General features: G+C 47.6%; 21 protein-coding genes. 1 reads left to right on the forward strand and 20 read right to left on the reverse strand.

The window, feature by feature from the left end; genetic code table 11:
- Positions 1-43: 43 nt before the first annotated feature.
- The 15 genes from VNN20_03220 to VNN20_03290 form a co-directional block, all read right to left on the reverse strand.
- The gene (locus VNN20_03220; GenBank protein HWP91196.1) at positions 44-1,792 is read right to left on the reverse strand and encodes a DUF4331 domain-containing protein; all 1,749 of its coding nucleotides are present in this window, start codon (positions 1,790-1,792) and stop codon (positions 44-46) included.
- Positions 1,793-2,149: 357 nt separating this feature from the next.
- Positions 2,150-2,317: a hypothetical protein gene (locus tag VNN20_03225; GenBank protein ID HWP91197.1), complete on the reverse strand. Its 168-nt coding sequence runs from the start codon at positions 2,315-2,317 to the stop codon at positions 2,150-2,152.
- 426 nt (positions 2,318-2,743) lie between these two features.
- Positions 2,744-3,151, reverse strand: a complete 408-nt coding sequence (locus VNN20_03230; GenBank protein HWP91198.1) for a GIY-YIG nuclease family protein — start codon at positions 3,149-3,151, stop codon at positions 2,744-2,746.
- Between the two features lie 148 nt (positions 3,152-3,299).
- Positions 3,300-4,079, reverse strand: coding sequence for an EcsC family protein (locus VNN20_03235; GenBank protein HWP91199.1), 780 nt, complete (start codon positions 4,077-4,079; stop codon positions 3,300-3,302).
- A gap of 393 nt (positions 4,080-4,472) precedes the next feature.
- A complete protein-coding gene (locus VNN20_03240) occupies positions 4,473-5,705 on the reverse strand; it encodes an amino acid permease (GenBank protein ID HWP91200.1) in 1,233 nt (410 codons plus the stop codon).
- 522 nt (positions 5,706-6,227) lie between these two features.
- The gene (locus tag VNN20_03245; protein HWP91201.1) at positions 6,228-6,809 is read right to left on the reverse strand and encodes a TIGR00730 family Rossman fold protein; all 582 of its coding nucleotides are present in this window, start codon (positions 6,807-6,809) and stop codon (positions 6,228-6,230) included.
- A 68-nt stretch (positions 6,810-6,877) separates the two neighbouring features.
- Entirely contained in the window at positions 6,878-7,387 is a 510-nt protein-coding gene (locus VNN20_03250; GenBank protein HWP91202.1) for an N-acetyltransferase, read from the reverse strand.
- 535 nt (positions 7,388-7,922) lie between these two features.
- The gene (locus VNN20_03255) at positions 7,923-8,723 is read right to left on the reverse strand and encodes an arsenite methyltransferase (protein ID HWP91203.1); all 801 of its coding nucleotides are present in this window, start codon (positions 8,721-8,723) and stop codon (positions 7,923-7,925) included.
- A gap of 100 nt (positions 8,724-8,823) precedes the next feature.
- Complete coding sequence (gene sigZ, locus VNN20_03260) at positions 8,824-9,369, reverse strand: RNA polymerase sigma factor SigZ (GenBank protein ID HWP91204.1); 546 nt, start codon at positions 9,367-9,369, stop codon at positions 8,824-8,826.
- 241 nt (positions 9,370-9,610) lie between these two features.
- Positions 9,611-10,006 (reverse strand): arsenate reductase ArsC, encoded by a 396-nt coding sequence (locus VNN20_03265; GenBank protein HWP91205.1) that lies wholly within the window; start codon positions 10,004-10,006, stop codon positions 9,611-9,613.
- Positions 10,003-10,689, reverse strand: a complete 687-nt coding sequence (locus VNN20_03270; GenBank protein ID HWP91206.1) for an aquaporin — start codon at positions 10,687-10,689, stop codon at positions 10,003-10,005. The genes VNN20_03265 and VNN20_03270 overlap by 4 nt, the downstream gene beginning before the upstream one ends.
- Before the next feature lie 77 nt (positions 10,690-10,766).
- Entirely contained in the window at positions 10,767-11,099 is a 333-nt protein-coding gene (locus VNN20_03275) for a YnfA family protein (GenBank protein HWP91207.1), read from the reverse strand.
- A gap of 92 nt (positions 11,100-11,191) precedes the next feature.
- A complete protein-coding gene (locus tag VNN20_03280) occupies positions 11,192-12,139 on the reverse strand; it encodes an NAD(P)-dependent oxidoreductase (GenBank protein ID HWP91208.1) in 948 nt (315 codons plus the stop codon).
- A gap of 16 nt (positions 12,140-12,155) precedes the next feature.
- Complete coding sequence (locus tag VNN20_03285) at positions 12,156-12,656, reverse strand: c-type cytochrome (GenBank protein ID HWP91209.1); 501 nt, start codon at positions 12,654-12,656, stop codon at positions 12,156-12,158.
- Positions 12,657-12,937: 281 nt separating this feature from the next.
- Complete coding sequence (locus tag VNN20_03290; GenBank protein ID HWP91210.1) at positions 12,938-14,815, reverse strand: radical SAM protein; 1,878 nt, start codon at positions 14,813-14,815, stop codon at positions 12,938-12,940.
- Between the two features lie 633 nt (positions 14,816-15,448).
- Here VNN20_03290 and VNN20_03295 point away from each other — a divergent pair.
- Entirely contained in the window at positions 15,449-16,102 is a 654-nt protein-coding gene (locus VNN20_03295) for a hemolysin III family protein (GenBank protein HWP91211.1), read from the forward strand.
- 278 nt (positions 16,103-16,380) lie between these two features.
- On the opposite strand, the gene VNN20_03300 is transcribed toward VNN20_03295, so the two are convergent.
- From VNN20_03300 to VNN20_03320, 5 genes are all read right to left on the reverse strand, one after another.
- Positions 16,381-16,962 carry a DUF1461 domain-containing protein gene (locus tag VNN20_03300; protein ID HWP91212.1) on the reverse strand — a complete coding sequence of 194 codons (582 nt, stop codon included), beginning with the start codon at positions 16,960-16,962 and terminating at the stop codon, positions 16,381-16,383.
- A gap of 61 nt (positions 16,963-17,023) precedes the next feature.
- The gene (locus VNN20_03305) at positions 17,024-17,443 is read right to left on the reverse strand and encodes a PPOX class F420-dependent oxidoreductase (GenBank protein HWP91213.1); all 420 of its coding nucleotides are present in this window, start codon (positions 17,441-17,443) and stop codon (positions 17,024-17,026) included.
- Positions 17,444-17,529: 86 nt separating this feature from the next.
- Positions 17,530-18,972 (reverse strand): VWA domain-containing protein, encoded by a 1,443-nt coding sequence (locus VNN20_03310; protein ID HWP91214.1) that lies wholly within the window; start codon positions 18,970-18,972, stop codon positions 17,530-17,532.
- A gap of 251 nt (positions 18,973-19,223) precedes the next feature.
- Positions 19,224-21,602 (reverse strand): cation:proton antiporter, encoded by a 2,379-nt coding sequence (locus VNN20_03315; GenBank protein ID HWP91215.1) that lies wholly within the window; start codon positions 21,600-21,602, stop codon positions 19,224-19,226.
- A gap of 385 nt (positions 21,603-21,987) precedes the next feature.
- The gene (locus VNN20_03320) at positions 21,988-22,260 is read right to left on the reverse strand and encodes a UBP-type zinc finger domain-containing protein (protein HWP91216.1); all 273 of its coding nucleotides are present in this window, start codon (positions 22,258-22,260) and stop codon (positions 21,988-21,990) included.
- Between the last annotated feature and the right edge of the window lie 119 nt (positions 22,261-22,379).

Here is a 22,379-nt window from a genome sequence, read left to right on the forward strand (position 1 = left end):
TCGTGAACCGCCCCTAAATAATTTCATATCTGTATCCGTTGATTTAATTCTTGTTGTTTTTGTTTATAAATCTTCTTACAAACACGAAAAGGACTGGAATCAGAAAAGTACCGAAAGTACTCGCCAAGTTACTCATATTCCCTGTTCCGGCATCGGCAATAGCACAACCCCCGCCATTACCGCCGTTCTCATCGCCGCCCAATGTTAAAGGCTCGAAGCGATCCACATGACGGCTGTCGCGTCCATCTTGGGCAAAAGCCACATATGGAAATATATCCTGATATCCCAGGTCGTTTAGGTTTTGCTGCCTGGTAACTGCAGTACTGGTTTGGCTGTTGCCACCTCCGCCGTTTCCATTAACGGGGAAATCGTTTCTATTAACACCATCTCCGAGTTGGTTGTTAGGGGCAACATTGAAATCGGGGTTTAGTACACCGGCTCCCACTCGTAGAAATATGTCGGTCACGTCATCAAACACGCGGCGGCCATTAGGGTGTCCGCCAAAATCGCCAGCAAGCGCGCCCAGTCGGCTTCTATTCAGCGGGTCCGTTGTGAAAGCAACGTTCAGCCTAAGCAGGTCGGCTATCGGGCCTTCGCCTGCCGGATTACAGCCTGCGCAAATCGGCGGAATGTACAGCACGAGGGGCAGCAAGTCATTACGCGGCCCTGGGGGGATATTGACCCCAAACTCTGTATTGAGCAAGGTTGCCGCAAGCGGCTGGGGGAGGAAGAAGTCGGCAAACTGAGCGTCATCCTGAGGTTCACTCATGCTAAATAGGTCCTTCGAGCCCGTGCCTATAATCAGCTCATTAATCAAAGGGTTGCCCATGCGCTGAATCTGCACTAGCTCAGCATCTGGCGGAATTGGTTGACCAAAAGTTCTAAATGTCGGGCGGAAGGTTGCTCCGTACGTACCAATCACCGCGTTTGGAGAGTCCGCTGGGGGTATACCCTCACCCAATGTAACAGCGTCGATAGGCACTTCAAGTGCAATGATATTCACATTGAACCCGGATACGTCATCCCTGGCAGCGCCTACGATTATACCGTCGGCGTCATCTTGTCCCTGAAGCACAACCACAGGTGTATTAAGAGAATCAAATGTCCCCCCAAGGTCAATATAGAATGGGTCATCAACGGTCCCGGCAAATACCCGAATCTGGGTGCCGTCGCACAGCTCCACTGTAAATATGCCCTGACCGGCCAGGTCCTCATAATTAGGCATTGTTTTTGGACCGACGTTCGATGGAACGGCAATAAGGGGATTTTCATTTGTGTCCACGCTTATTGGTGCACATGCGACAGATCCGTCTCCGTTCAAGACGGCCACCGTGTAGGTCTGACGTAAGTTAATGCCGGCATCACCATCACCAAAAAGCTCGGTGATGGGCGGAATCGGGCCAAAATTAAGATTTCCCACAAAGCCGGTGAATACGCCCGGCAGGCGGATTTCCGTAAAAAATCGGAATTCATAAATGATATCATCCACGGCGTCCCGGTTATTGTCCACAATAAGCCTATAGGCAATCTCGGGGTCGAATGGAAAATAGTTAGGACCGTTAGAAGGCTCTAGCAGAGGGTCCACACCCAAAATCATTGTCAAAGTATTTTCTCTGCCAGGCTCGTAACTACGAAAAGCAAACCAGTCCGTGATGTCTGCTGTACGGTCTAACGCCGTTATAGGCGCCTCACGGTGGTTTGCCGCTTCCGTTTTGGGTACTAGGAAAACGATTCCCAGCAATACTGCTAAAGCCAGGAATGATAATATACGAAAAGACGCTTTATTCCACATCCCTGCCTACCTCCTTTTATTTTTATCCTGAAGATATATACGTTCGGACTATTCGATTTGGATTAATTAAGGAGGAATTTAATTTGGTTATTTTTACGGGAGTAAATTTTAAAGGGATTGCCCGGACACCGCTGTCCAAAATAATCAGAAATCAAAAAACCCATCCTTCTAAAATAAGGCTTTAGACAGATAAAAAGCTAATTTCAAATCAGGTTGTATTTATTCATGTTTCTTGTGTAGATTCTGTCCAAATCATATCCGTTCAAATAATCTTTGAAAGTCCTAATAATAAAGGTTTGTAGAAATGAGGTTGCTTCGGTCGTGAAATTTATTCCTTCGGTCCGGTCACCCTTCATCTTAGTTTATCCTGAGAAAGCCAAAGGACTCATGGTGAAGGGATATTACTGTGAGCTTTATCCTCTTCTTCATGGTGAGCCTTTCGACTGCGCTCAAAGCCTGTCCTGATCTGGTCCCCGATCTAATCGGGGAAGGAATAAACTCAGTCGAACCATAGCCCTTCGACATTCACCCTTCGTCTCCGCTCAGGGTGAAGAGATGTTACTGTGATGTGTTATCGCGAGCGATAGCGAAGCAATTTCTTATTTTGAACAAATATGAGTTCGAATGATGGATAAAATCACATTAACTTTAGGTAGAGACACAAAATTTGTGTCTCTACTCTTTTAATTAATAAATGCCCCACACCAGCAAGACTGGTGTGCTACCCAGCTTTGATACACCCCAATCATAGTGCCGAACGCTATGGAGAAAAAACCTAGGGCGGTTATGTCTTTTTTGAGCTGGATACGATTTGTAGATGGTGTAGCATTCATCAAAGGAACTTACATTTTTACAACTTAAAAAGCTACTTCCTATCTCAGAAGACGGCTGATTAGGACAAGTTCAACAGGAGTAGACTGGAAAGAAGAAATGTGAAGTATCAGATTTTATCTACTTCCATTTGCCTAAATTTTTCACTCGCACTCTCTTAAGTTTTTTGAAAGCTTTTTGGACATTTAGGCTGTTAGCCTTGGTATCACGTCTATAAATATGGCGAAAAAGGCCCTCTAGCTCTGTGACCTCTTCATCACGGATATTGTCCCAAACTTCGAAAGCCGAGAAATGTGACCAAGAATTGCCCTTTCTTCTGCGATGAGATTTAAGCCTTCCACGAATTCCTCCTCGCCTTCCCGCCCTTGCCATTCCAATGTAAAGGACATCATACTTGTCTTTTCCCTTCTTGCTATGGTGCTTATAAAGAACGTAAATTCCTCTTAGACCACGAGGAAGAGATTCAATCTTTTCTTGTTCAACAAATTCTGCACATTTCTTTATCAGTTTTAGTTCACTCTGAGGCATTGTAGTTAATCCAGAGAATAGCCAGAAAGAAATCCTGACTCTGTGTACACACTTGATTAAACCTATATTTGCTATAGAGAACCTTCGAATACCCTAAATCGGTGGTCAATGTACAATGAAGGTTCTTTCATATCAAACCGAATAAATTTTACAACCTAAGATACTCTTCCTTCACCAACTCAGCGCCGTACTTGCGTTCGAGCCTTCGGACGATAAAGTGCCCGCGGGCGATATCCTGGAAGTGGTCTATGAAGATGGTGTTGATCAAGGCCCCGCCTGCTGCCCCAAGGACAGGAACAGCTTGGGCGGCCACTTTCTCGGAGACGTTAATTCCGAAACGGCTAGCCACCTCCGCTATGAACCGGACGATTGCCGACGAGCCCTGGTGTACAAGGCCGTGCCGTGAAATATGCTCTACAGCATCGGAAACGGCGCGGCTCAATGCCGCTCTTACTGCCAGATAGCCGGTTTCGGTTGCATCGTCTTTCTTAGAACGGCCTCCCAATGCAAATACCTCCAGGCAGGCCAGTTTTACCTCGGGCAATTTTATTTGTTCCCCTTCGCTCCGCGCCACATCGGCAATAGAGCGGAGCATTACCGTCGTCGATATGGGAAGCTCGACTGCTAATGACGCAAGGCCAAAAGCCCCGCCGGCCGCACCGGTAACGGCAACAATCATCTTGTGAATCCTGTTCGAGTATTTGGGGCTTGCTCCATCGTCGATGGTCTTGACGGCAAAATCCAGGGCCTTCTGCAGTGAAATCCTTGTAACCTGGTTTACCGTATCAGACCACCTAGGGGGTAACATACGAAAGGCCTTCTCGATAGGCATTCCGATATAGTTGGTGATCTTCGCGGCGAGACTTGGGTTTTCTAGAAGACTCTTAGCGTATCGGAGTTGCTTAAGGTCATGCCGGGAAATATTCATAGATATCTCAATTGCCCTTACAGATACGAATTTTTAACCGGTTATGATAAAGCACTTATTGTCAGCGCCTATACCTGGAACATTTTACCTTAACGGAATGAGACGTGCGCAAAAAATAAGGTTCAATTTTTAAGACAACTTCCGTTGGAGCTGTACGGATAAATGGAAATTCCTTCAATGTCATCCCCGAATGTTCCCCGCTAAAGCTTGTATCCGAAAGTATTAATCGGATAACATGCGGGGACAAGCTTAATCGGGGATCTATAATTAAAAAACTTGATTCCCGTTTCCACGGGAATGACAGATCGGTAGATTCCCGCTCCCCGCGTACGCGAGGACAGGTTCCGCGGGAATGACCGGTTACAAATACCTAGTCAGATAGGCTAAGCAATACTATCTCCCGTAGCCCGATAGTACCTGCAAGACCAAAAGCCCGAGGCATAGTATAAACCCGAGAATGGGTATGAATATAGGATAGTTCACAAAACTATTTGGGTTTATTTCATGTTTTAACTTTATGAGACAAAGAGAAAGATTCACCAGGGCAAAAACCAGCAGGATGATGAAGCTTGTAGCTTTCGCCAGCGTGACTAATGGAAGCCACAGCGCCAGAACAAGCAAGATAAGTGTAATAAATAAAGTAGCCCTTATCGGAGTTTGCGTTCGTTTATTCACTTTACTAAAGAGACCGGGCGCCATATCCTGGCAGCTCATGCCGTACACTACCCGTGAGGCCATTATTATCTGTACCAACGCTCCGTTGACCACCGCTACCAGGCTGATTAAGCCGATGCTGATAGGGGAGTAACCACCCTTATGTTCAATAACAGTGGCCAGGGGCGCATCACTTGCCGACAACAAATCCAGTGGAAGGGAAAGAACGGAAACCAAAGCAACCAGCATATAAAGCAAGGTAGCTATTCCCAGGGCGAGAAAGATGGAGAGGGGTAGATTACGGCTGGGGTTTTGAACCTCTTCCGCCACGTTGACCATGTCCTCAAAGCCGATGAATGCATAAAACGCCAGGAATGCACCGAGCGTGATCCCAAGCCACACGCCCCCCGATAGCGGAGGCACCATTTCCCGCCAGCGATTTGGAAACTCCTTTAGGCTATCTCCAGCCATGAACAGCACCAGGATTAAGCCGAAGACCTCCACCAATGTCACCACCGCGGCAGTCCCCACCGATTCACTGATGCCCCAGGCCGAAAGCACGCCGAGACCAATTACCAGAACCGTAATAGTCAACCATGCCGGCAATTCTATGAAAATATTCAGGTAGCCCACAAAACCGTTAACCATAGTGCCTGCCGAAACTATGCCGGTTAGCACGACGGACCATCCCACCGCTGCGGACAACCAGCGCCGGGAGAATGCCTTCTCCACGTATAAAGCCTCGCCCGCGCTAAGTGGGTATCGGGAAGACAGCTCCGCATAAGAGAAAGCGGTGAAGAATGCTATGATCGCCGCCACTAGGAAGGCTACCGGCGCATATATTCCGGATATCCCGGCAACCTTTCCTATCAGCACGTAGATTCCCGCGCCGAGGATGGTGCCCAGTCCATAAAAAGTTATTAGCGGTAATGATAGACTGCGCTTAAGTGAACCACCCGAATCGCTTCCGATAACCTATTACCTCGTCTGAAATCTTTATTGCTCTTCTGTCTTAGAAAACTCCATTCTATAATTCCCCGGTTTGATGATAACCTCTCGAATCAGCTCCTAGACAACCGAAGGAACCAACGCGTTTGGTGATTCTGCAGTAAATCCCGGTTCACGAAAGAACCTCACAAATCCGCCAGGAATGGACCACCTTCCAAGCCGCAGGGTATCCGAAAATTTCCCCTCCCTTGATGGGAGTATGAATAAGAAACACACTGTGGCAAGCCACAGAGAATTCTCGAGTTAAGCACCAAAATAAGCCGTAATTCCTTCCAGACAATTTTAACCTCCCCTTTGTCCCGTCCTTACCAAGGAGGGGATTAGGGGTGGTTGTACAAGGTCGCATTTAATCAGACATCCGAACAAAGTTGTCGATTACATTAATGCTCATACCAGTTTGACTCCAGTTACATATTTGAAGCCAGAGCGGCTTAGCCAATTGCAAAGCCGACTCGAGCAATGGATGCACGTGCCCCTGGCATATCCTCATGTTTCATCCCGTTCAATCCATTTGTCCAGGATAGGCGGTTGATAGCTATCGAGCATCTCCAGCAAGCGATCCGGCTCCTTCTCCACCAGCACCAGAGAACGATAGATCGGACGGACAAAGCCCTCCTTAACTGAATGGTCAAAAAGGGATAGCAGGGGGTCATAGAATCCTTCAACATTCAGTATGCCGCAGGGCTTCTGATGAAAACCGAGCTGTGCCCAGGTCAACACTTCGCAATATTCTTCCAGCGTTCCGTAGCCGCCGGGAAGGGCTATGAATGCGTCGGAAAGCTCAGCCATAAGAGCCTTGCGTTCGTGCATGGAGCCGACGACACGAAGGTCCTCCAGTCCTTGATGGGCGACTTCCTTCGCCACGAGCGCTTCGGGAATAACTCCGATAACCTCCCCGCCCTCCTTTTTCACCGTATCTGAAATTACCCCCATCAACCCGACACTGCCTCCGCCATAAACCAGGCCAATGCCGCGGCGAACAAGCGCTTTTCCCATGGCTTTTGCTGCTTCCGAATAGACGCTACGTATTCCGTTATTAGCACCGCAAAAGACACATACTTTTCTCATATTTCGATTTCTCTCCATAAGTTTTGTTTAACTGGTTCCCGTCCCTATGCTAGGATTTATTTTAAAGCTTACACATTTTTAAACGCCGGGTGATATTTTACCAAACCTTGACGCCCAGCCAATACACCTGGAACCAGCTCGGCTACCATGAACGCTTCGTCTGGAACGTCGTACTCACAGCGAAGCCCTTTTTGGCTGGCTGGGACGAAACCGAATCGTGGGTAATATTCAGGATGCCCCAGTACCACGACAATGTTATGGTTGATTCTCCGGCATTCTCTCAGTCCTTTTTGAACCAGCTCCGAGCCGATTCCTTGCCTCTGGTATCTCGGAAGAACGGCCACGGGCCCCAGTCCAAGTGCGGTGAAAACCGCGTGCTCGGATTCGATCGAGACGGGGCTGAAAAAGATATGGCCGACAACTTCCCTCTCTTTGATAGCTACTAGAGAGATGTATGATTTGGCTGATTTTCTGAGAGTATCAACCAGGTCTGCCTCGTTTGGACGGCCGAAGGCCAGGTCGTTAATCAGACGAACCTTGGGACGATCCTTTTCCATTTCAGGACGAACTATAATCATGGGCTTTCCCCTAAAAACCTAAAGCCTTCCACTATCTTTTGGAGATTTTTAATGTTTACATTTTGGGGATTTATATTCCGGGGTGCAAAAAACATTCACGATTAGCAAGTCAGTATACAATGAAAGCATTCTAAATCAATTTTGATGTTAAGTATTTTAAATTCGTGAATTCATCTTACTTACCGCAGAGTTACCACTCTAATGTCAACGTTGACTATCCCTACTGTCGCTTCGCTGGGAGAAATCTAAAGAAAGATTCCTCACATGCTCCCTCACGGAATTTATCCTGAGCGAAGACGAAGGGTGAAACAGTAGAAGGGCAAACACCTTACGTTTTAAATTCATCCTTCGATTAGACTGGATGAGCGGGTGTATATCCGCTGGTAAGAACTGATAATAAACACGTTTATTCCGAGTCTAGCCTGTCCAGTTTTGTCGAAGGGGAGAAGTCAAAGTATGAACTCCTCTTGCCTTGTGGACCCTACGTTAGAGTTTACACAGGGTGAATGAAATATACCCAGGACAAGCTCTGAGCTTAAGGCTTGACCGCCTCGATAGTGGCAGACACCACATAGTCCTCAACTTTCGTTCCGGGTGCCCATTCCTGGATAAATTCTCTACTTTCATTTTTTGGCTTCACTTTTATCTCAACAAAACCGGCGTTCTTCAGCATTTTTTCTACATCCTCAATCAAGGATGCGCCGGCCATACACGCGGTATATAAAGCCATATCCTTTTTGACCTCTTCAGGTAGAGAAGCAGTGGCCACTATGTCCGATACAGCCAAACGCCCTCCGGACTTGAGAACCCGAAACGCTTCGTTAAAAACCCTTTGCTTGTCCGGAGAGAGATTTATCACGCAGTTTGATATAATTACATCGACGGAATTATCGGCCACCGGTAGGTTTTCAATCTCACCAAGCCGGAATTCCACGTTCTCAAAACCTCCCTTGGCTGCGTTCTGCCTGGCCTTGCTGACCATCTCCGGGGTCATGTCCACCCCGATAACAAGCCCCGAATCACCGACCTGTCGAGCAGCCAGGAAGCAGTCAAAGCCTCCTCCGCTTCCCAGGTCTAAAACCGTCTCGCCCTTTCTCAGCGAGGCAATAGCCTGGGGATTGCCGCAGCCCAAACCCATATTGGCCCCCTCCGGGACCAGAGCGATGTCTTCCTTCGAATAACCAAGGACGGCCGAATAATCTTCCAAGTCAGCATTGGCTCCCGCATCACAACACCAGGTTTTATTGCACTCGCAACCAGAAACTTCGGATACTGCAACCTTGCCGTACTGCTTACGAACCTCCCGGCGAATTTCGTCGTGTTCAAGCTTACTCATTCTATGCCTCCTAATTTTATTGAGTCTTATCCTTATGGATCAACCACAACTATATAGACGGAGCAGTATCAAAAAGGATGCAAAGATTGGAGAGGATTTTTTAACATTTATTGCAACGGCCTCTTTTCGGATTAAATTCGACAACTCCCCCGCGACGATCAAATTCGAAATGGCAACAATCGAGCAACATTTCTTTTAGTTTTAATTTTCCTCTCTGTACCCTGGATTTGGCTCCGGGCAAGGACAATCCCAACTTCTCAGAAATCTGCTTTTGGGTCAATCCTTCGATTTCAGACAAGATAATAGCTTGACGGTAAGACTGTGGAAGCTCATCAATCATCGGACGCATACAGTCAGCCAGTTCTGAAAGCACTTTGCCATCCTCAGTCTCAGAAATATAGACATTCTCGGGAAGCTCCTCTGTCGGTCTTAGACTGCGGTAGTAGTCGACAATGGTGTTTCGGGCTATCTGGTATAGCCAGCTTTGCAAGCGGGTGCCATCTTTAAGAGTGTTGAGTCCGGAATGGATCTTCACGAACACCTCCTGGAGAATGTCATCCGCTACTGATTTATCGGAAACACGCGCTTGAATAAAACGCCTAAGATTATCGTGATATTCTTTCCAAATCTTTTCTGTAGAGGTCATAGCTTTTAGACGAATTATGATCTAAATAAAGCTATAAAAATAAAACCCGGCACTCCATAACTTAAATTTGATTGCGCTTACCTCTATAAGTACACCCTTCGACTATGCTCAGGGTGAACGGAATTAAAGGCTAGCCGTTCATGGTGAGCCCGTCGAACCATGAACGGTAACTCAACTGTAATTTACTTTACAGAGCACTAGTCTCCAACCCCAAACAAATTAAACTTTCGAATGGATATTTTTAGTCCTTTTCCAACTTGGTTATGAGCCCTTTCACCTTCGCCTCTATCAAATCACGAACCTTTCGAAACTCTTCCGGCGGCAATTCCTTTGGGTCGGGTATGTCCCAATCCTCTCGCTCCTTTGCCCGGACAAACGGGCATTCGTCTCCGCAGCCCATCGTCACTGCCATATCGTATTCTATGTCCGGGATATCGTTAAGGGATTTAGACGCATGACCGGTAAGGTCATAGCCAAGCTCACGCATGAATTCTATCGCTCTAGGATTAACCTTCCCGGAAGGGCGAGAACCGGCACTATAAGCCTCTACCACTCCTTCACCGTGAATTTTGGAAAAGGCCTCAGCGATTTGACTTCGGCATGAATTCTCTACACATACAAATAAGACACGCTTCATCGGCATTGCTCCTCCACTCCATTACAACATCCCTTCTCCTGCACACATCTGCAACCTAAAATCCCCAGATAGGCGCCAACAACTGGGGCTAAAATATATATCCATACTTCGCCCAGGTTGAGCGTCAACAAAGCCGGTGCTATCGAGCGAGCGGGATTCATCGAAGCTCCGGTAATCGGCCCGGCAAACATCGCTTCGAGCGCCACCACCGCCCCTATTGCTACACCAGCCATTAATCCCTTCTCTTTTGCCCCGGTAGAAACGTTTATTACTACGAACATGAGAAAGAAGGTTAAGATAATCTCCAGGATGAAAGTTTGAGCAGATGACCCGGCAGGCATGGTCGCACCTAAACCCTGATGCTCCGGGAAGAGCAGCCGAAGAAATAGGCTCGCCAGTACAGCCCCTCCGACTTGGCTGGTAATGTACGGCATTACTTCCCGCATCGGAAGGCGGCCGGAAACCCAAAATCCGAAGGTCACAGCGGGATTTATATGAGCGCCGGAGATATCCCCTATAGCATATATCATAGCCATCACTACCAGCCCGAAGGTAGCTGCTATACCGGCGTGAGATATGGCGCCCCCGCTTACCTCGTTTATGATAATTGCGCCCGTCCCGGCAAATACCAGGCCGAAGGTCCCGATAAACTCGGCGAAATATCTTTTCAAATCTAATCTCATATCATCACTCAGAATCTAACGTAATTACTTCTTCGTCGGGGACAAATAGTTTTATCAAGTGTTCTTGAAATCAACTTCTAGAAACCATGTAAACGCGGGCCGAGCAGAATTACTACCGCACCGATGATGCATACAAGTGCTCCGAGTAAGTCGGAAGCTTGGGGTCTAGTCTGCTCCACCGCATTCAGCCAAACCAGAGATGCAACTATATAGACACCTCCATAGGCCGCGTAGGCTCTTCCGGCAAATGCAGCTTCCACTCTCGTTAGCATAAAGGCAAAAAGGATCAAACTAATTATGCCTGGTAAAACCCAAACCGCACTTCGGTTTAGTCTAAGCCACATCCATAATGTGTAGCAACCCGCTATCTCAAATATCGCCGCTAACAAAAAGTATATAAAGCTTATCATAGTACTGGTTTAAATTTTGAAAAAATATTCTAATCGACTTCCTTAGCGCACACAACCCGAATGGCGCAAGATGTGCAAGTCGTGGAATCAATCTAACCCCTCATATCAAGAAACCCTTCCGACTTCCATAACTCAACAACCTGGCCCAATCCTTCCCTATAACTCGGATAGCGCGGTGTCCATCCGAATTCGCGACAAAATCGAGCGTTTGAGGTTCGGGTCGAGGACGTAAAAAAATCAACTGCATGACGGCCGGCAAGTAGACGCGCAAGCCAAACCGGAACCCGACGCGGAGTAGGAGCACCGAGCAGTTCAGCAAAGTAGGTAAGAAGTTCAGCCACGGTTACGGGCTGCTCGTCAACTACATGCCATATCCCGGTTTGATTTGTCTCTGAGGCCTTCACAAAAGCACTGGCCGCATCATCAAGATGAAGACAGGATAGGATTGCTTCGCCGCTGCCGATGATTGGGAATCGCCGCTTAAGAAGCCCGTCTCCAAGTACCCTGGTGTGAGCCGCATCTGCACCGTAAAACCACCCGCACCGGAGCACCGACACGGTAAAATCAAAATGTTCTCCCGCTTCGCGAGCAATTTTCTCACCATCGAGTGCGGATTGGATGAGCGGGCTAGGATTAGCTGGTGAATCTTCGTCGAAGAATGAACCGTCCGAGGGTCGGGCTACCCATACAATGCTCTGTTGTATGTATAGCTTTGCCCCAATCTTTGCCGCACAGTAGGTCAATGCACGCGTGCCGTCACGACGGATTAGGTCGTTCATCTTAAAGTCTTTTGGAGATATTCTCGACTTCACCGGGATGGAAGTGGCCGCGTGAATAACCACGTCAGACCCATCCGCAGCGTTGGCCAGTGAATCGGCATCAAAAAGGTCTCCCCAACAGCTCTCGCCGCCCAAGGAATTAACGATTTCTTGGCCCTTTTGACTCCGCACCAGGCCAATGACCGAATGACCTCGATTCCTAAAATGGTATATGAGCCTTCTTCCAAGAACGCCGGTAGCCCCGGCAACGAAGATTTTCACAGTTGTCTAGCAAAGTTCACTGGACCTTTAATTGAGAGAGCGGCACAGCAACGGGCACCTCGTTTTTTATCGGCTTCAACGTCCTGAGATAGGCAAAAATGGACTTCAGGTCATCATCGGTCAGATGAGATAAATTCCGCCAGGGCATCGGCGGAAGAATGGGAGTACCCTCGCCCATATGCTTTCCGGTGCGCATAGCGTTAATGAATATTTCCTCCGTCCATAGGCCGATACCGGTCTGCTCGTCTGGTGTAAGATTTACTGCAAACGTCGCTCCCCAGGGGCCGACAGTAGCGGTCAGGTCGCTGGTGAAGAAGACCCACTTGCCGCTCTCAACCAGGCTCAAATCAAAATCCGAAAGCTTAGAGCCCTCGGGATGGCCAGACAAAAGACGCGATTCATCCGGCATTGGACCGTTGGGGGTTAGGACCTTCGGGGAATGGCAATCGCTGCATCCGCCATAAAGCACCAAATACTTACCTCGTTCAATCTGTTCCTCTTTGGTTGAATTAATCATACTTTCATCAGAGCGACATCCTAGCTGTAAGAACATTAAGGCCAAGGACCAGATAAAGATAAGGGTGTTACGGATAGCTTTGTTACGCACAACATCCTCCTCATGAACGTTTTATTTTAGTACGGTCACTCTCTCACTTTGTATATACAGAGCTCTCATCTCCTATCAATGTGAGAACACAGCTGAATGACCTGCGTTCCTTAAAGCCAAAAAGCTTCTTAATGAAAAGCGAGGGTAAGTTATTAGCCACTATGAGACAGCGAATCAACAGAAAACTTCTTCTAAGCTTCCAGAACCAGGTTGAAAACCGAGGAGTCAATATTAACTCTATCCCTCAGTTTTTCATGAACGGAGATGTAAATCCTGTCGCCATAACGAGAGAGCCTATTGAGCAGGCGGTTCAAATGCACCAGATGAGGCTCGTGGAACTCTTCTATGCGGAGGGTGACGGAAGAAGTAGTGTTTTTTAAAACCTCCTCTAGATGGTTGGCGGCTCGGTTGAAGAAATCATGGTCCAGGAATCCCTTGATGGAAATAGAAAGGTTGGCCGCGGTGTTCTTCACCTGTTTAAGAGATACCTCCAAAACCCCTCCATGGAGATAGCGCTGAAAAGCTTCTTCGATTAGTCCCCGGTATTTGTCGGCCAGCGTATTGGTCTTGTCGAACTCCTGAATAAAATGGCGGTCAACATAATCCTTCATAGCAACGCCGACCACCCAATCTTGAATCACCACGTGGAGCTGGTTTGGCCTCGAATAGGGTATAGAACGGAGGAAGTGATAAATACGCTTAGGACCTCCGGGAATTACTCCCCTGAATATGAACTTAGCCAAGGACTTTAACTGAGTACGGAAAGGATAAACATTCCGGTAAATCGGGTCTTTGAGATAACGGGTTTTATTTATAATCCGGTCGGCGATTGTCCGGTCTTTAAGCAACCGGCAATAAAGGTCACGATAACCGTTCACCATCTCCTCATAGCTCATTTGCTTAGGTATGACGTTAGTCCTAAGCTTGGTATTATCGGTGGAGCTGGTGGCGTCGGGCATGAGCCTCCCCTCTTTTTCTAATCTGTCGTAAAGTGGGGTTTTGGGAACAGCAGTCAAAAGCCCGATCATCGCCGCCTGGATTCCGGATTGGTTGATGAAGTTATACTGGAGGTCGAAGGTGCGAACCGTATCGTTATCGAACCCTACGATAAATCCGGCTAGAACCTCGATGCCGTAAGAATAAATATGTCTAATAGAAGTGAGAATATCCTGGCGGGTGTTCTGGAACTTCAAGGTTTCTTTCAGACTCCCCTCATCCGGAGACTCGATTCCTATGAAGACCCAACCGAAATTGGCCTCCCGGAAAAGCCTGAGTAGCTCGTCATCCTGGGCCATGTTTAACGAAGCCTCCGTTCCGAAGAGAAAGTCATAGTTATGCTCTTTTTGATAATCACGGAGATAGGCCATGAGCTTCTTGGCAACAGGTTTGTTACCGATTAAGTTGTCATCCACGAAGAATACGTTTCTGATGTTTAGCCTTCTCAACTCATCTAACTCCCTGCCCACCTGCTCAAAAGATTTGGTTCGGGGTTTGCGCCCAAACATGATGATAATGTCGCAAAATTCACAGCGGAAAGGACACCCCCTCGAAAACTGCAAGCTCACCGCCTGGTACTTGTCCAGCCTTAATAGGTCAAAACGGGGCACGGGCGAATCTTCGAGCGAAACCTCACCCGTTTCATGGTACAGTCTCTTAGGCCTACCCCGCTCAAAATCCTTACAGAATTCTCTCCATATATACTCTGCCTCGCCGGCAACCACGGTGTCGGCAAGTGTTTCATAATACTCCGGGCAAAGCGAGGCATAGCTTCCGCCGGCCACGACGTAGTAACCCTGATTTTTATAGAAGGTTAAAAGCTCTCTTTGTCTCTTGAACTGTACGCCCATCCCACAAATCCCGATGATGTCCGCTTCCGGATGGAGGGGAATAGATTCTATGTTTTCGTCGACGATCTCAACTTCCCAATCCTCAGGGCTAAGTGCGGCTAATGTAGCCAAGCCCAAAGGTGGGTTTATCGTCCTTATATCGCCGGGCATAACCGTATCAACGGCCCATTTAAAACTCCAGAAGCTTTCAGGGAATCTAGGGTTAATCAGTAATAACTTCATTTTTCCTCCGTCCTCACTTTTCCTTCTATTTACAGTATAGTCGGAAAACCTTGATAATTAGGGTTCAATTGTAGACGATTTTATGAGTATAATCAATACATGGCCAAGCCCCACTTGAAACACACTATATTTCTTCTCTAAAGACACTGGACAAGAGTAATTTACGGATTACTATTAGTGTCCAATTCCCAGGTGCCGAACGTGATGATATTTCATTGCGAGGAGTCTTTCGATTTTACTCAGAGCCTGCCCGAGCTTGCCGAAGGGGTAGACTCTATATTGAAGCAATTGGACAAAAGGTGTTATTCCAATCCATGTCCTGAGTTTTTCGGCGGACTTTACACTGAGTGTATCGAATGTGATCGGATAAATTGAGGCGAAGGAATAAACTCCGTGTGAGAAGAGGAGTTCATTCTTCGACTTAGCTCAGAATGAACGGGTATTCTTCATTTTATAAAGCTTTTTCAGCGGATGAGTATCCGCTCATCCTGAGTCCGATCGAAGGATGGTTTCCGAGGAGTAATTCATCAAGTCACTCCGAACAAACGTCAAGGAATCTAAACGGATTGGCTTTCAATCATAGCGTAACCATGTTTGAGTTTTTAGGCTCTTATCTTTCTGGAGCGATGGCCGATGACTAGAACTATAAGCGAACCGGTAAGCGGAGTGACCCATCTCATTGCGGCAATTCTATCCGCAGTGGGCCTGGTTCTACTAATATCCAAATCGATTGACCCGGTCAAGCCGTTACATATCATAACCTTCTCGATTTTCGGGGTGGGTATGATTTTAGTGTATATCTCGAGTACCATCTACCACCTGCTGCCCCTATCCGAAAAGGGGATAAAAAGGCTTCAAAAAATCGACCATAAAATGATTTATATTTTTATCGCCGCCACCTACACACCGGTATGCCTAATTGCGCTAAAGGGGGCGTGGGGATGGGGTCTGCTCATAACCATATGGTCGCTGGCCCTGCTGGGCATTTTGCTCAAATTGTTCTGGTTCCATCTTCCTAAATGGGTTTCCACTTTGCTTTACATACTGATGGGTTGGGTCGCTTTGGCTGCTATTTACCCCATAAGCAAAGCCCTTCAGCCCTGGGCTCTGGTATGGTTATTTTCGGGCGGAGTTTTTTATACGGTTGGGGCACTGATTTATTTAAAAGAAAAACCCAATCCATGGCCCAACTTTTTAGGCTCCCACGAGATATTCCATATTTTTACCATGCTTGGAAGTTTCTCTCACTTCTGGTTGATGTACGAATATGTCGCCGTTTTCAAGTAAAGCGGCTTGGGTCTTGCCTCCTTTAGACAAAAAGCAACAGTGATTACACTTACGTTTTACTTCGCTCCGATGAGAATTTTTGTAGGGAACGCATACATGCGTTCCTACGTTTTGTCTTGCCCTACTACCGGTTAAACCGGGGGATCAATAGGGTACCATTATGTTTGTCGTCTCCGAATTCTTTTATCCGGGATCCATTCTCTGAAAAACTGGATTCCCACTTACGTAGGAATGACGAAAGACATAAAGCTCAGCCTTGATTTCCTTCGCCCCAATTATTAATTACTTCTCCTCTCACGGAAGACAAACCACAGCGTTACGTTAATCAAAAAACACACGGTGATAAGAAACACTGTAGAGAATTTGAAAAACTGACGGGGCATGATGTACCAAGAGACGTCTAACGGATTATTTTTCCAGAGATCGTTATCAAAAAGTAATGGATGGAATATCTCTACCCAGAAACGCGTAAAAAAGGGCAAGATTAATATGAGTGATAGGATAATCACCCCGTTGGCAAATGCATAACGCGGCACACGCTTACGGTCGAATGTCCAGAATAGAAGGGCAACTGAAACGAGCACACCAAAAAACATCTTGTCGAACATGCCCCGCACCTCGGCCAGATGAAGTTTTTCTTTAAGTGTCCAGCGGGTTGCCAGCTTACCCCGGTGCCAGAAAAAATCGGTTAGCTCATCAATTGCCTTCAAAGACCTATCGTAGCCCAGTATTTCACAACGGTTGTGCCAGTTACAATTCAGTTCATACCACTGGGGAAAGTAGACCATCAATCCCAGAGGTATATAAACAGTGAGGTAAAAGAGTGAAATGTAAAGTAATACGCCCTTAATTTTAGCCATTAAGTTGACAAGAAAAATCTAGTCTCCGTCTCCACTTGTATTGTTCGGTTATTCGAAGTCACTACCAGGCGGCAACATCCTTCCAGCCAATAATCTTAGTCGGAGAAACCCGTACGAGCAGTTCGCCGGGAACGGCATTCCGTTTACCAAAGGCTTCAGCCTGGTCTGCACCCATGTATCTGCCTCCTATTCTAGTCGCCCAGTGAAGCATCTCTTTGAGATCCTCGCTAAATGAGGCTACCCCTTCAACTTGAACAAAGGAAAAGGGCGGTGTCTCGTCGTCGACGCAGATACAGACGCGCGGGTCGCGCTTCATGTTCCTTGCCTTAACCGACTCGCCGCCGGTAGTAAATACAATTGCTTCTCCATCCAGGTCAAACCAGATTGGAACTACGTGCGGGCGGCCGTCCTTTCTCACCGTCGCCAGCTTTCCGGTCCTGGTGCCGTGCAGCAAAAATTTTCTAATCTCCTTCTTGGTCATTTCCGACTAGCTAATACTCCTTTTCAACAACAATACTTTGCTTGAGAATGCCTTTCTCAAGAATATTCTGAACGCTTATAAATCAACTACTCCACTTTGACATCCATCGTATAGGTAATGCTCGTAGATTCCTTAGGAACAGCGCTAGGCTCGACCAAAAGATATACTACTTCCTGTTCTTCTGGAGCCGTCCAGGAAATGCGGGCGATAGCGCCGGGGTTTGCGGATGTTTTCTCCGCTACCTTTACCCGGTCCTGGTCCCAGATGGACACGGTGTAACCAACGTCGGACGGCGGTGTAACCTTGAGGCTAATCTTTTGTTCCGCCTTCAAGGGAATGGAATAAAAGTCCTTTCTGTCGTCTCCCCAATCACCCGCCAGGAATCCGTTAAACGCTCCCGGCTCTATCTGGAGCGCATTATCGAAGGAGTCCGCCGTGTCGGTCGAAGAGTTAAGGTCAAAGTTATCCTTGACCGAGATGTAGTAGGTCGATCCTTTTGCGTTTTTATTGTAGGTGTTCCCCACACCGATATAGAACGTATACTCGTCCTTATTCGAATTAGTTGTCCAGCCGACTGTTTTCAAAGTGCTTGAGTCGCCGATGATTACTTCGTCAACAAGGAGATTCTTATCATCGCTATAAATCGCCGCCCCGGCGTAAGGATGAGAAATATCCGGTGTCCGAAACCCCACGGCCAAGGTCTGCCCGGCCATTACCTTAACCGCGAAATACTCCCGGGTATCCTTGGGTATGTCCCGATCCAAAAGATAATCGCCGACAGAAATCGGTACAGCAGTCTCTATCCTGTCCCCGCCTTTCGGCAGAGTCGCCATCTTAGGCCCCTCTACTTTTTGTATAACCTCTTCTTTAACTTCTGCTAAAGCCTCTTTTAACTGATTAGAGTTCTTCGCCGTAAAGTATTTTCCTTCCCCAGCCTCCGCAATACAACTCAACTGCTTCTTCTCCTTATCCCCGACATCGAACCCTACTACATGCACTTTCACTTTGATTCCTTTTTCCTTTAAAGATTTGACTAAAGCACAGGGGTCTCCTTCGCAGGTTTCTTCCCCATCGCTGACCAGAACTACCGTAGTCTCCTCTTCCATGGCCTGCAGTTGTTCACCGGCCATTTCAATCGACTTTGAAATAGGCGTTTTTCCCTTGGGCTGTATTGAATTGATTTGTTTAATCAAAGTCGCCTTATCCGCTTTCCCTACAGGCACTAAGAGCTCGATATCATCACAATCCCCTTTACTTCTATGTCCATATACTTCCAGTCCTACGTTCACGTCGTCGGGCAGCTCCTCTATCAAATTCACCATCACTTCCTTTGCTACGTTCATCTTGATTTTTCCTTCGACCTGGCCGGCCATGCTGCCCGAACCATCCAGGATAAATAGAACATTAGCACCGGAAGAATCTTCCTGTGCACGGACTGGACTATAAAATATCAGAAAGCCTACAATCAGAACAAAGAAAGAAGGATTAATCAAACTGACTTTACTAGTGACATTAGCGAAACTCTTCATACCGCCACCTCCTTTATCATGTCTAATTATAAGCCACCAATTCAAGGGAAATCAAATTGATGTATTTTTGTGAATGGTTTTAGTCAGCTTTTACTGATAATAACTTTTGATATTCAACAAAGTTTATCCGGTTAACTGCCTTTTCTTTAAACCATTAAGACCACTAAATAGCGTTTATTTCTTGTGCTGAGCATGGAATCCCAGATGAGTATCCATTACAGCAATAGTCGAAAAATAAAGGCTATGGCTAATTAAAGCAATATCTCATCCGGGTAGCACCAGGCCCAGTCTTCGCCTGGTTCTAAAGACTTGATGATCGGATGATCCGTATCATGATAGTGTTTAGTGGCGTGCTTGTTCTTGGAGTCATCGCAGCAACCCACGTGTCCGCAGGTCATGCAAATACGCAGATGAACCCAGTCGTCCCCTATTCTCAAGCAGTCTTCACAGCCCTTGGCGCTGGGGGTAACTGTGTGTACTCGGTCCAGGTGGGAACAGTTCGTTGAATTGGAATTCATCTTTAGCTCAACGACCTGCTCTAGGTCTATGCCGTACCTGTCCAAACTCGACGATGGAGCAAGCGTAGCCTGTTTGACCTCCCCGGATACCTCGGTGCGAAAAAGAGGTGCAACCTTGGCGAAGGCTCGAGCGGAACCGGAAAGCACCAGCTCGTCTCCCGGCTGTACCACTAGGTCCGATCGGGGGTCACTCATAGACATCCCATCCCGGCGTATCTCCTGAATCCTGATTCCATATTCCTCCCCCAGTTTCAGTGAGGCAATCGATTGACCAGAGATGGATGCGCCACTTCTAACTGTTACGGTGCGCGTGTCAAGACAGCTTTGGTCCAAGCCGTCGCAGACCACCACTGGTGTTCCATCTGTTATTGGTCCTCGAAGCGCTGCATAACCGCCGCTACGCACAGCCTCTACGTGGGATTCGATTTCTTCAGCAGTAATTTGATAATCGCGCAGTATTCCCGCTAAAAGTTGAACGATGCTTTCCAGCTCTTCAAGCACCACCCGGTCTGCACCCGCTTTGGTTAACGACTCGACATCGGCAAGGTAACGAGTTCTCACCACGATTTGCAGAGTCGGGTTGAAGTTTCTGGCTACCGAAGCGATTCGATGCGCCATAGCCGGGTCATCGTCGGCTATAACCAGCATCTTAGCCCGCTCTATTCCGGCAAGGGTCAGGGTGTGTAACCTGCTCGCATCGCCTCTTAAAACCGGAAGACCTTCCGCCTCGGCTTCATTCGCACCTATCGGACTGAGCGTGGTGATGATGTAGGGAATACCCGAGCCGTGTAGAACCCTCACCAGCTTCCTTGCGGCCTGTCCGTAGCCGGCTACAATCACATGATTCTCTAAATGCGGATATACTTCCAATAAGGGCTCCAACGTTTCGTCAGCCATTTCGGTTTTCATTACGCGTGACTCAATACGGCGGGAAAGCCCCATTCCAACCTGAGCGAGAAGCGGGGTTAACACCATCAGTATCACCGTGGCGGCAATGAATGTCTGAGAGCCTCCCTCGGCCATACCTGCCGGGAAGAGATTCACCTCACGTCCGGCGCGTTCCAATACAAACGAGAACTCGCCCACCTGTGCCAGCATAAGCCCGGATGCGGCAACGACGGGCAGCTTATAGCCCAGGGCAAACACGCTAGCTCCAGTCGTTATCACTTTAATTACAAGAACCAGTGCCACTGCGCCGAGCACAAACGGCAGGTTCTCTACCAGAAACTCCAGGTTGAGCAGCATCCCTACCGAGACGAAAAAGGTGGCGCTGAAAAGTATCTGTAAAGGGAGTATTTCACTGAAGGCGTGCTGGCTGAAACGGCTTTCGCTGACCAGAAGACCGGCGAGGAATGCGCCCAGCGAAACGCTCACCCCGGCCAGGCTGGTGAGATAGGCAGTACCGAAGCAAATGGCGATCACAGTCAAAAGGAAGAGTTCCTGAGAACAGGTGCGCGCTACAGCCTCCAGGACCTTCGGCATCAACCTCCGGGCAAAAAATAACACAACGGCAATTATTAATGCTGCCTTTCCCAGGGCCATCCCAATACCTCCAGCCGTACCGCCCCGGCCGCCGAGCATGGGCACTAAAAGTACCATGACTATGACGGCCAAATCCTGAAATATCAGAAGCCCCAGGCTTATTTGACCCGGTACGGAGTTGGTCTCGCCCCGGTCGGTGAGGAGCTTGAGGACAATTGCAGTCGAACTTAAGGTAATTAGAAACCCGGTGAATACACCGGCTTTCCAATCCACGCCGAATACCAGCAGCAACCCGGCTACCGCTAACGTCGATAATAGAACCTGTAGTCCACCGCCCACGAAAATCAGATTCTTGATCTTCTCCAGCTTCTCCAGACTGAACTCTATTCCTATAGTGAAGAGTAATAATATGACCCCGATCTCCGCCGTGGCATCCACCAATTCCTGGTTCTTGACAAAACCAAGTCCGTTTGGACCGATCAAGACACCGGCAACCAGAAATCCGACGATGGGAACGAGTCCTAAACGGAAGCAGATGTAGGCAATGATCGAGCTTACGGCGATAAAGGCGGCCACTTCGGCCAAAAAAGGCGGCACTGCTCCGGCCGTTATTACTTCGCTATTTAACATTAAATTACTTTTCTCCTGTTCTCACATAACCTCGTAGCATATGCATTGATTATCAGGCTTAAATCCTTTTCTCTTTCTCTTATGGTCTTTCTTCTAACCCAAAGAAGGCGTAGTGAATAATATACGAAACTTCTTCACTTTTCGATTTGGATACAATCGATTTTCAGTAGTTGGAATACATCTCGTTTTCTTTACCGGCGTCTTAATCCGGCATACATTCCGTCTGTCATCCCCGAATTCTTTTATCGGGGATCCATAATTAAAGACTGGATTCCCACTCCCCGCATACGCGAGGACAAGCTTCGTGGGAATGACATCTTCTCGACATCCTAACTTATTTCCATACTAGTCCCCCGGTTAAACCGGGGGATCATCGAGTATCCATTCAATACTCGACAAAGACCTCATCCTTGTAACACCATGCCCATTTCTCTCCGGGCTCTGCGGATATGACCACCTCATGCCCGGTTTCGTGGAAATGTTTGGTGGCATGCTTGTTCTTCGAGGAGTCGCAACAATTCACCTCACCGCAGGTCTGGCAAACCCGGAGATGCACCCAGGTGTCTTTCATCTTGATACACCTTTCGCACACCCGTTTTTTAGGAAGGATCAAATGGAAATTACTCAGGTGTTTGCATGTTTCGTTCGGTTGTGACATAAAATCTGTTTCCTCTTATTGCTTAATGTTCAGCAGGGATATCATTTAGATTGCTTCGTCGCTGAGTTTACACTGAGCATAGCGAATGCGCTCCTCGCAATGACCCGCTTCTATTCATA

The organism is Thermodesulfobacteriota bacterium, from assembly GCA_035559815.1.
Taxonomy (GTDB): Bacteria; Desulfobacterota_D; UBA1144; order Nemesobacterales; family CSP1-2; genus DATMAT01.